Source organism: candidate division WOR-3 bacterium (assembly GCA_016867815.1).
Lineage (GTDB): Bacteria > Hydrothermota > Tepidihabitantia > Tepidihabitantales > Tepidihabitantaceae > UBA2258.
Genome location: VGIR01000101.1, coordinates 1 through 9,280 on the forward strand (window position 1 = coordinate 1; position 9,280 = coordinate 9,280).

Below are 9,280 nucleotides of genomic sequence, written 5' to 3' on the forward strand. Positions count from 1 at the left end.
CCAGTCCTCCGGTAGACTCCTCCCCCTGCTCTCTGGTAGATTCCTCCCCCAGCTCTCTGGTAGATTCCTCTCCCTGCTCTCTGGTAGACTCCTCCCCCTACTCTCTGGTAGATTCCTCCCCCAACTCTCTGGTAGGCACTCTCCCCAGCTCTCCGGTAAGCTCTCTGCCAGCCCGTCGAACCGGACAACGGCTGCGGCCCTTGGCTTGACTGTCGGCCAATACTCTTTATCCTCAGAGCCGAAATGCCGGTCCCATTGCCACCGGGCTTGGATGCGAAGGTGCGGACTGCGGTGAAGCACTTCTGGGCCACGCGCACCGCGCAGGCCCGCAAGCAGCATCGCGGCAGGAAGGTTGACCAGGGCGCACGCAGCGCGGTCACCGGCGGCGCTCAGATGGACGGCTTCATCGACCTCTTCGCCCGGCTCATCCGCGACGCCCACATGCCGGAAGACTGCATCCATCGCTCCTCCAAACTCGAACTGCCCGGCTTCTACCGGCCGACCAAGGAATGGGACCTGCTCGTGGTCAGGGACGGCCAGTTGATCTGTGTGCTTGAGGCCAAATCGCAGGTCGGCCCCTCATTCGGCAACAACTTCAACAACCGCACCGAGGAAGCGATCGGCAGCGCGGTCGACCTCTGGACGGCCTACCGGGAAAAGGCCTTCAACCTCGACGTCAAGCCCTGGCTCGGCTACCTGTTCCTGCTCGAAGACTGCCCGCGTTCGCAATCGCCGGTCTCGGTGCAGGAGCCGCACTTCCCGGTCTTCCCCGAGTTCAAGACCGCATCGTACGCCAAACGCTACGAACTCCTCTGCCGCAAACTCGTGCGCGAGAACAAGTACAGCATGGCCGCGTTCCTGCTCTCGGAGTCCAAAGCCGGTGCGGGTGGCGCTTACTCCGAGCCTGCGCCTGACCTCACCTTCACCGCGCTGGCCCGGTCGCTGGTTGCCCACGTCGCCGCCCACTCCTCCTGACATGGCTACCGAGCCCAGGACCTTCCACCGCCTGATTCTCGGCGACGCGCGGAGCATGCCGTACGTCCCGGACCAGTCGGTACATCTTGTCGTCACGTCTCCCCCGTACTGGAACCTAAAGCGCTACAACGAGACCGAAGGCCAGCTCGGCCACGTGGCCGACTACGAGAAGTTCCTCGCGTCGCTCGAACAGGTCTGGCGCGAATGCTTCCGCGCGCTCGTGCCCGGCGGCAGGCTCGTATGCGTGGTCGGCGACGTCTGCCTCTCGCGCCGACGCTACGGCCGGCACCTCGTGATGCCGCTCCATGCCGACATCGTGGTCATGTGCCGCCGCATCGGCTTCGACAACCTGAACCCCATCATCTGGGACAAGATTGCCAACGCCAACTACGAGGTCGAGAACGGCTCCAAGTTCCTCGGCAAGCCCTATGAACCCAACGCCATTATCAAGAACGACATCGAGTTCATCCTCATGCAGCGCAAACCCGGTGGCTACCGCCAGCCGACCGAAGAACAGCGCCGACTCTCCAAGCTCACCAAGAAAGAGTACGCGGACTGGTTCCGCCAGTTCTGGACCATGACCGGCGCATCGACGAGGCAGCACCCCGCCCCCTTCCCGCTTGAGCTTGCCACACGCCTCGTCCGCATGTTCTCATTTCATGGCGACACGGTCCTCGACCCCTTCTCCGGCACCGGCACTACCATGCTCGCCGCCCTCAACACCGCCCGCAACTCCATCGGGATTGACGTTGACCCCGAATACTGCCGCATGGCCCTCCGCCGCCTGGACGGCGAGTCTGGTCCTCTCTTCGCGCGAGCGAGCATCGAATACCGCACCGCCTCGGACCTTCTCGCTCCCTCGACCGTCACCGCCGTCGCCGACGCGCCGCCCCGCAGACCTTCGCGTAGGCGATATATCCGTCGCTCCTTGACAAGCTCATAGTTGGACGCTATGCGCCCGGAAGACCCTAAGCGACCGACCAGAGAGCAAGTCAAGCAAGCCATTCTGAGGTCAGGGTATCTGCTTGAGATGCGTGTGGATCGCCTGTTCAGACAACAGGAGTTCACGACGGAACCCAACGCTCCCTATCCAGACCCGACTACTGGTAGGGCACGCGAGATTGACCTAGTTGCTCGCTGGACCTCTACGACATCCCCAAGCGAAGTGAACGCGCTTGTGCTCTGCGAGTGCGAGAACAACTCACAGCCGGTGGTTTTCTTCGGCACGCCGGCTGACCCCGAGCGTGATATGGATGAGTCGTACGTCGTATCGGGCTTTCCGCTTGGCATCGACGCAGGCGCAGGTGTCCCAACGCACCTAGCTTCCCTTCATGGCAGCAACCGCGACCTTCACTCGTACGGATGGCCACTTGCTACGCAGTACTGCACGTTCAAGCCGCCCAAGCGTGACAACGATGGCCGATGGATGGCACTCCATAACGACGAGCAGCATGACACTCTGGAGGCATTGCGCCAGGCAACATGCTGCCGGGTAGAAGCTCACTACCAAGAGATGCATGGCATGCTGGTCAGTCTTCTCGACCCCGGCGAGTGGTCGATGGCACAGGTCTACTACCCAGTCGTGGTTCTCGGCGGCGAGATGTACCTCTGCAGCAATAGTAGGGGCCACTTCTCACTTAGGAAGACCCAGCACGTGAGATTCATGAAGCAATGGTCTGGATTGAACCTAGCCAGCGGAGTCTCGGTGGGAATCGACATCATCAGCGAGCGCCACGTGCCAGCGTACGTCCGTTGCGTTCGCAACGAGGTCCAGTACCTTAGTAATCTAGTCAAGTCCTACGAAGCCGGAATTGTCAAAGCCATCGCGCAACTTGGCCAGAAGATCAATGGGGACGAGACCCCTGCCGCGCTTCGTCGAGTAGTCGAACGGCACGCCAGCAGGCTCGACGAAGACGACACGGACTAGTTTGCGGGCTGTGCGGGACGGTTCCTCATCATGAACCTCGGGAACACGCCCAATTCCGCGCGAGAGTGGACCACAGCCTCACCGCCTGCATTCCCGCCTCGGCCATCCGGCAGTTCCTGGAGTGGCGGTGACATCGACTTGACTCCCCGGCATCAGCTCTAGAATCCCGACCGTGAAGGCACGTGGAGTCCAGTCGGTCATTGGTGGAGGCCTGCAATGCGTGAGGCGTCCATCTCCTCCCCGGAAAGGTGCGACGTAACATGCTACCCAACGACCCCCGTCTTCCAACCAAACTCGATCCATGGAAGATCATCGACCGACTTGAGTCCATCCGGGCCGACGAGCCCATTCCAGCGGAGATTATCCGGGCGGTCGCGGATGAATTGAGCACATGGGCAGACCGTAGGTGCGCCGAGGTGATTGCTGCTCTAGAGAAAGCGCACGAAAACAAATGGGCTGATGGTCTGGCTGGAGCCTGGAGAGAGCACCGCGACAGACTGTACTCAACCTACTTCAGCCTCCGCTGCTTCTCGTTCGAACTCGGCACAGGACAGGACAGCCTGCTCGACGGTCGTCGCGCGAGTATCGTGTTTCACGCCTCCCATGAGCTGCACCGCTACCTGATGGGCTACTTGTCAGGACTGCCAGATGCCAAGGTCATGAATGCGGAACGTCGACGGGATGCAGCGGCGTTCGGTCGTGCTCACAAGCAGGCCTATCTCGATAGCCTTGCCTCAATCCTGAAGACAGTTGAACACGACCTCGACGTGTTCTCGCGAGTGACCGAGCAGTTCGTGTCCGGCTCAGCGGAGGGGCCAGTCACCTTCCGGTCCCCTAGCTGGCAGTACGATTTTGAATTCGCGGCTGAGGGTATCCTGCTGGGACTGCTCCCTACGGGTGACCCTGCTTCGATAAACAGTGGCATGCCGCCCAGCCCGGTTGCCGGTGCCAGCGTCGTTCGCGGGCACCTCGAATCAGTCCTTTTCCGTAGAGACTTCCTTGCCGCTCTGCATGGTGCCCGAGAACCGAGCTGCGGGAGAAGTTACGATGCTGTAAGGGCACTGAAAGAGAACGGCTTGCTCATTGGGGAGGAAGGTTCATGGGCAAGTAACGCCTACGGGCTGCTGTCAGAAGTGCACCATTCCGGCGCATTCCTGACAACGGGAGAGGTCTTCATGTTGAGCCAGCTCACCAGAGAGCTTCAGAAGCTGATCGACTCGCGTCACCAAGCAAAGCAAGAGAACGAGCACACGTGACGGCGAAAGGTGTCGGCGTACGCCTCAACGTCGCCTGCGGACTTGACACCCCGCCCGCGAGGTCGACTTCACTCACTCGGCATCTGCCGACGACTACTGACCACGTCTAGGCCCGCCTGCCTTAGGGTCGGGCTTGGACAGGAGTTTCTCAGCCAACATCATGGCAGTATCCGAAGACATCCCGTTCTTCTCGCATAAGGCGGTGAACTTCGCGCGGCCCAACGCCTCAATGCAAGCGCGCAGTCCGGCTAGACACCACCCGGGCACAAGTGCCATGCCGACGGCAAGGGAATCGGCCAATGCCTCGACGAATCTAGGGATAGCCTCATCGTATTTGCCGGCATCGACCAAAACGGCACCGTAGTTCCACAGGTTATGTGCCACCCCCTGCTGATGACCGCGACCGCGGTTGATTGCCAGCGCCTCCTCGATGTACGGTACGGCCTTATCCAACTCGCCTTTGCCTCTGTAGACCAGCCCGATGTTGCCGAGCGTGGTCGCCTCGCCCTCCCGATCTCCGGTCTGGCGGTCTATTGCCAGGGCTTCCTTGAAGTACTCAAGCGCCCGGTCAAAGTCACCCCTGTGATAGTGGACCAAACCGATGTTGCCTAGCTGGTTTGCCTCGCCAGGCTTGTCCTTGATTTCACGCGCCGCGGCAAGCCCCTCCTCAAGATACGGCAGTGCCTTGTCGGACTCTCCAAGGTCCGCGTAGATATTCCCGATATTACTGATCGCGGCCGCCTCCCCAACCTTGTCGCCCATTCCGTGCGTCAGGGAACGTACCTGCTGCATGCTCCCAAGGGCTTCTTCGAATCTGCCCTTGACCCGGTACACGAGTCCGAGGTTGCCGAGGAACGAAGCTAGCCAACGCGTGTCTCCAGCCTCCGCGGCCAGTGCCTCGCCTCTCTCGTAGCAGGCAATTGCCCTTTCAAGCTGTCCGGTCCGGTGGCAGAACATCGCGGCCTTGTGCAGATGGCTCAACGATGTCAGCTTCTCTGCCCCCGCGCAGAAATCTCCGAGGCTCTCGGAGACTATTGATACATCGCCAAACTGCGCCCACGCGGTATACCCGACGTCGACGAGCAGATCGAGCTCCACGCGGCTCTGCGGAGCCTGAAACCCGATTCCAGCGCCATGCCCCATGTCCGCGTACTTGTGAAGCAGTGTGCCGCACGCCTGCTTCCAGACGTCATTCCCGGTCTCACGATACTGAATCCCGAGCGTGTAGATTACACTCACCGCGTCCCTATCAGGCAGGCGCGCGAGCATCGCGTCGAATGACGGCTGCAGAAACCCAGCTCTGCCGTAGACAATACGAACGACGTGATCTCTAAGCTTGTCAGGAACAACTCGGAATACCCTCTTCCGTCCACCCGAGTATGTATCGACGTGTCCCATAGGTTTCAGCATAGTTGCCAGCACAATGTGCTCGGGCATGGGTGATTCGTCCTCAAACAGACCTCCCCGCACCGCCATCTCGGCCAAGAACTCAGCAGTGTCACGGAACCCAGTCTTTGCACCCTCACGCAGCAGGTCATCGAAAACGCGGCCCATCAGCCCAAAGCTGTCCAGGATACCGACTAGGCTCCCATGGCGTTGCCAGTGTAGGTAGGCCATCACAGCAAGTGCCGGGTTGAACTCGGAAACCCTCGCGATTTCCGTCCTCACATCAGGAGGGACTGGCACGATCTGAGCTGCATTCACCATCGGCGCGAGTTCTACGATCTCAGGCGTCGCATGGACTCTGTTGAGGGCCTCCTCGATACTGCCCATGTACCGAGTCGCCACGATCACTCTGGCGCCGGCGCGCATAGCCCAGTTGAGCAGCGACTCCAAGTCCGACTGGTACTCGTGGCAGTCGTCGAACACGATGATGTCGCTCTTGTGCGTTCTGTCCCGAATCAGCGCGGCCAGGCCGGGCAAGTTCTTGCTGAACAGGCGGGTCTGCGCAAAGCGGAGGTGACGGTTGCTCTTTGCCGCCTCAATCAGCAACCGGGACTTTCCTAGTCCGCCCGAGCCGCAGACGACTAGCATCTTCCTTGGTCCCGCAATGAAGCCCAGCACGTCCTCCAAGGGCGTGGCCTTGACCTCGACCTTATCCCCGACCTGCCTATGCTCTGCCCGCTCGCGGATGAAGTCAAACTCGTGCCTCTCCCCAAGCTCGTCCCCGTAGAACTGCCTGTAGTCAACCAGCGGCTCATCCTTGTCCGACAAGTTGGCAGCCGGACCTTGCGCTCGCTTGATCTCGACGCGGACTTGCCGCGCCGTCGCGGCCTTGCGGCCGTAGTAGATTGTCACCATGAGCGCCACAACCCCCAAGACGCCCCAGACCCACCCAGGAACGCCAGCCAAGAAGTGCATCATCGCTGCCAAGTCTAGGCGGGCACTCTTCTGAGTCAATCTCACGCGGGGAAGAGCGGGGGAAAAGCGGGCCACTCCGTCTATCATTATGAATCCGAAGCCTGTCAACGGACAGCATACAGCATGCAGTAGACAGCACGCTAGAGCATTTCAGATTGCAGATTGTCGATTGTAGATTAACGCGGGCGTAGCCCGCGGACTTCAAGCCACAAGCCTCCAGTTAGCGCAAGCACAAGCTCAAGCCCAAGCCGGCTGACAGCCTCCTGCCACTCGATCGTTCGACCCGGCTTCCCGCCGGGCGGAACAGGTGGGGAACACCCGAATGATCGGGCTACAGCACAAAGCCGCCCGGAAGAGACCTGGATTGGTTCCTATCGGGCGGCGGACAGACTACTAGGGGTAGAAACGGGGACACGATACTCAATTACCTCCGAGGCGCGTCAAGATGCTGTCGGACCAGGCCGCGCACCCCATTTCGGCAAGCTCCCACGAGGCATTTCAGATTGCAGACTGCAGATTGCAGATTGGCGCGGGCGTTGCCCGCTAGCCCCAAGCCGCAAGCAGCAAGCTAGCTCAAGCGCAAGCTCAAGCTCAAGCCGGCTGTCGGTTCACGGCTGACCGCTTCCGGCCACTCGGTCCCTATCCCCTCCGATTTGACATGGCCGGAGTCAGGAGTATCCTACTCCCGATGGATGTCGGATTCAGCTCGGCCTTGACGGCATTGGGAGATATGGGAAGTGTCCCTCTTTTCTCCCTTCTTTTCCCCGACCGGGTTTTTCAAGGCGCGCCGATCCCGCGGCGGTAGTGTATCGATGGTGCGAGAATCAGTAGCGACGTACGAGATTAGCGAACGTCCGGGCAGTGATCTCGACGCAGCAAGACTCGAGTACGATCTGTTTCACGCTGCAGGCTACGTCGGAGAAGCCGCGTCCCGGAGACTGGAATCGTACGACCGGTATCCCAGGACCGCGTTCATAGTCGCCAAGACCCAGGGGAAGTACTGCGGCGTTGTACGCATGATCCACCCGCATGAGACACCAGAGGGCTGTCTGCATCTGCCTACCCTCGACGATTTCGAGATCTATGGCTGGGCTCGCGTCCAACTCGCCCAAATCCCTGCCAATGGACTAGTTGAGATAGGCACCATGTCTGTTCTGCCCGAGCACAGAGGTCGATGCTCACGAATTCTCATAAGAAGGATCATGACCTATTGTTGGTCTCGACACATATGGTACGCCCTATCCTCTATTGACGCCCATTACTTCCTAGCGCTCGTCAGCAACAGGTTGCCGTTCAAGCAGATAGGGGAAGCAGAACACTACATGGGCAGTCAGACGGTTCCCACTGTGTTCGAGTCTCACAAACTTGACCTTCGGTACCAGCCGCTGCTGCTGTACTACCGAGCACGGCACTGCTGCGACCTAGGGCGACTATGGAAAAGGGCGAAATGGGGACACTCTACTGAATAGACTCAGAAGCGCGTCAAGGGAGTGGGGACTTAGTCACAGCCCAAGCGCGGGTAGCGCGGCTGCGCCGCGAGGTTGAGGTCAAGGTTGAGGTTAGGACCAGGGCCGAGGGCCGGCTGAAGCCTCGGGCACTCGATCGCTCGACCCGGCTTCCACCGAGCCGAACAGGTGGGATCGCCCGACTAGTCGGGCTACAACGCAAAGCCGCCCGGAAGAGACCTGGGTTGGTTCCTATCGGGCGGCGGACAGACTACTAGAACTTGTCCTGCAGGGCCTTTATCCGAGCCAGCTCGACCTTGACGTCCTCGCCCTTCTGACCCTCAGGCTTGCTCTTGAGCAACTCCTGGTATATGGCCGTAGCCTTGGCGAAATCGCTGGCATTGCGGTACGCGCGGCCCGCGGCCATCATGGCATCGAACGCCAGCGGGGACTTGGGCCACCGGCGCGACACCGCCTCGTAGGATCTGGCGGCAGCCGCGTTGTCACCCTCCTGCTCTTCGCAATTCCCGATGCCGAACTGCGCGGCCGGGCTGAGGAGCGGGTCGTTCTTCACGCGGCCGAGGAAGACCCCGAACTCCCTTTTGGCCTCGGGAGTGCGGCCGGTGTTGTAGTAGACGTTGGCCAGGTAGAAATGCGCTTTGGCTCCCAGGAAACTCCCGCCGAACCGGGCGGCAACGTCCTTGAAGGCGGTTTCGGCCTGCGCGAAGTTGCCGGTGGAGTAGATACCGATGGAGCGAGTGAACGCCATCTCGGCCTGGGGATTCGCCCCGGTACTCCGGTTCTGCAGCAGTAGAATGGCGATGACGATGACAGCAATCGAAGCCGCGGCACCGATCCAGACCTTCTGCCGGTCGCGGTAGTAGAACTCCATCGCCCGTTCGACGAGCTTCTGGAACCGGTCTTCCTTCAGGTCCCGCTTGCTGACGTAGTGTTTGCCTTTGAAGCGCATGGTATCCTTTTCATTCTACCCCTGAGGCGATTCGAACGCCTGACCTACGGTTTAGGAAACCGTCGCTCTATCCACCTGAGCTACAGGGGCTTGGTTGCCGATTATAGGAGAAGCTCGACGCAAGTCAAGGAAGCTGGCCGGCCGGGTGACAGAACCAGGAATCCGGGCCGACGCCCCGGATCCACCTTCCAGATTCTCAAGCCGGTCTTGCACCGGGCTGGTTGCGTCGCAGTTCTGGCCTGGGTACATGGTGACCCCCTGAGAGAGGTAAGACGGTCAGCGGGAATTGCTCCGCGGAGATGGAGAGAGATGAGACGGAACGTGCGTGAGATTTGTCGGTCGGCAG

6 protein-coding genes and 1 tRNA gene are annotated in these 9,280 nt (G+C 60.5%); 4 read left to right on the forward strand and 3 right to left on the reverse strand.

Features of this window, described 5'->3' with window-relative positions:
* Positions 1-243 precede the first annotated feature (243 nt).
* The 4 genes from FJY68_12070 to FJY68_12085 all read left to right on the forward strand — a co-directional run bounded on the left by FJY68_12070 (position 244) and on the right by FJY68_12085 (position 4,158).
* Positions 244-975 carry a restriction endonuclease gene (locus FJY68_12070; GenBank protein MBM3332561.1) on the forward strand — a complete coding sequence of 244 codons (732 nt, stop codon included), beginning with the start codon at positions 244-246 and terminating at the stop codon, positions 973-975.
* A 1-nt stretch (position 976) separates the two neighbouring features.
* Positions 977-1,918, forward strand: a complete 942-nt coding sequence (locus FJY68_12075) for a site-specific DNA-methyltransferase (protein MBM3332562.1) — start codon at positions 977-979, stop codon at positions 1,916-1,918.
* A 93-nt stretch (positions 1,919-2,011) separates the two neighbouring features.
* Complete coding sequence (locus FJY68_12080) at positions 2,012-2,902, forward strand: hypothetical protein (GenBank protein ID MBM3332563.1); 891 nt, start codon at positions 2,012-2,014, stop codon at positions 2,900-2,902.
* Positions 2,903-3,162: 260 nt separating this feature from the next.
* The gene (locus tag FJY68_12085; GenBank protein ID MBM3332564.1) at positions 3,163-4,158 is read left to right on the forward strand and encodes a hypothetical protein; all 996 of its coding nucleotides are present in this window, start codon (positions 3,163-3,165) and stop codon (positions 4,156-4,158) included.
* A gap of 93 nt (positions 4,159-4,251) precedes the next feature.
* On the opposite strand, the gene FJY68_12090 is transcribed toward FJY68_12085, so the two are convergent.
* The 3 genes from FJY68_12090 to FJY68_12100 all read right to left on the reverse strand — a co-directional run bounded on the left by FJY68_12090 (position 4,252) and on the right by FJY68_12100 (position 9,024).
* Entirely contained in the window at positions 4,252-6,606 is a 2,355-nt protein-coding gene (locus FJY68_12090; GenBank protein MBM3332565.1) for a tetratricopeptide repeat protein, read from the reverse strand.
* 1,632 nt (positions 6,607-8,238) lie between these two features.
* Entirely contained in the window at positions 8,239-8,934 is a 696-nt protein-coding gene (locus tag FJY68_12095) for a tetratricopeptide repeat protein (GenBank protein ID MBM3332566.1), read from the reverse strand.
* Positions 8,935-8,950: 16 nt separating this feature from the next.
* Positions 8,951-9,024: transfer RNA gene (locus FJY68_12100), tRNA-Arg, on the reverse strand.
* Positions 9,025-9,280: the final 256 nt, after the last annotated feature.

Excerpts from the sequence above, each read along its gene's own strand:
- FJY68_12070 (MBM3332561.1), top strand. The coding sequence starts at position 244 with ATGCCGGTCCCATTGCCACCGGGCTTGGATGCGAAGGTGCGGACTGCG.
- FJY68_12095 (MBM3332566.1), bottom strand. The coding sequence starts at position 8,934 with ATGCGCTTCAAAGGCAAACACTACGTCAGCAAGCGGGACCTGAAGGAA.
- FJY68_12075 (MBM3332562.1), top strand. The coding sequence starts at position 977 with ATGGCTACCGAGCCCAGGACCTTCCACCGCCTGATTCTCGGCGACGCG.
- FJY68_12090 (MBM3332565.1), bottom strand. The coding sequence starts at position 6,606 with ATGATAGACGGAGTGGCCCGCTTTTCCCCCGCTCTTCCCCGCGTGAGA.
- FJY68_12085 (MBM3332564.1), top strand. The coding sequence starts at position 3,163 with ATGCTACCCAACGACCCCCGTCTTCCAACCAAACTCGATCCATGGAAG.